Origin of the sequence: Vibrio sp. Vb0598, assembly GCF_033338935.1 — a bacterium.
In the GTDB taxonomy this organism is placed as follows: domain Bacteria; phylum Pseudomonadota; class Gammaproteobacteria; order Enterobacterales; family Vibrionaceae; genus Vibrio; species Vibrio alginolyticus.
This window is the reverse complement of the sequence record NZ_JAWOTP010000147.1, coordinates 1-1,294: the sequence shown is the minus strand read 5'-3', so window position 1 is coordinate 1,294 and position 1,294 is coordinate 1. Positions and strand designations below refer to the sequence as shown.

Genomic DNA, 1,294 nt, shown 5'->3' with positions numbered 1-1,294 from the left:
CACGTGCAGAGTCTGTTTCTCACCCAAAATTGCAGAGTAAGGAAAGCAATGGCTTGAGTGACTGGTGTTGAGCGCGGTATTTACTGTGACTGCTTTACCGTTGAATAGCGCACTGGAAATCGAATCGATGTCTAGCGTGACGGTATAGGTTTGTTTGAGCAGGTGCTTCTTCGGCGCGATTTCTGCCACGGTTGCTCGGTAGGATTGCTCCGAATCATACCAAGTCAACGATGCCGGCTGACCTAGTGCGAATTGCGCAATCATATTTTCCGGTACGTCGATGTCCACTTCCCAGCTGCCTTCTTGCTGAATTGACACAACACTGCCGCCCGGCAAGGTTTGTTCATGTGGATCAACAGAAACGTCGGCAACAATGCCAGTGAATGGTGCACGTAGAGTGGTGTAACGCAGGGCATCTTTTGCACGTTGGATGTTTTTCTCAACCACTTTGACAGCAGAGAGGCTACGTTCGTAGCTGCTGATGGCCCGGTCTAAGTTTACGCTGGCAATGGCATCATCAGAAGTCGCTTGTTTTACGCGCTTTAACTCGGCTTTCGCGAGTTTGTGGGCTGATTGCGCTTCTAACATACGCGCTTGTAATTCTTCTAGTGAGACTTGGTAGTCGTGCTTGTCCAGCGTGGCAATGACTTGGCCTTTTTCTACCACGCTGCCTTTATTTACGAACACGCTTTCCACGGTGCCGGGTACACGAAAAGAGAGTGAGGCGGTTTCTTTTGCTTTTACGATCCCGCTGAATGATTTGTTGAGTTCTTCATTCCTTTCATTGACTTCAATCACTTGAACGGGTCTGGATGCGCTTGGCTCCTCAACCTGAGGTTGAGCTTGATTACAGCCGAGTAGAGAGAGCGCGATAGTGCTCAGCGCAGCGGTTTTGATTTGATGATTCATAAGATGGCTCCATAATTTCGGCGCCATCTTATAATTCACAGATGTTCAGATAATCATGCGTGCGCATGATTCAATGTCACAAATTTTATGACAATAAATGCAAACTACAAAAGTTTTGGGATTTTATTGCACAAATGTTCAATAAGCAACCGGCTAGCTTGGTTCAGCGTTTTCGGTTGAGGATAGAGTAACCACCCCGTTTCTTCCGTGACAGCATATTGAGACAATACTTGCACCAATGCATCGGATTCGAGCTCATTTTTTACCAACAGTTTTGGGATATAACTGATGCCGCGGTCAAGCACTGTGGAGCTTTTAATAAAGCCGATGTTGTTGGAAATGAGTTTTGGTTTGAGTGCTACATTTTGTTCCTGAAAATGCCAAA

The 1,294-nt window shown here is 46.4% G+C and carries 2 protein-coding genes; both read right to left on the bottom strand.

Annotation, left to right across the window (positions count from 1 at the left end; all coding sequences use genetic code 11):
- Nucleotides 1-909, bottom strand: a 909-nt coding sequence (locus R7Q38_RS23635; RefSeq protein ID WP_318114498.1) for an efflux RND transporter periplasmic adaptor subunit, incomplete at its 3' end; no start/stop codon positions are given.
- A gap of 104 nt (nt 910-1,013) precedes the next feature.
- A partial coding sequence (locus R7Q38_RS23630) for a LysR substrate-binding domain-containing protein (protein WP_318114497.1) occupies nt 1,014-1,294 on the bottom strand: 281 nt, incomplete at its 5' end.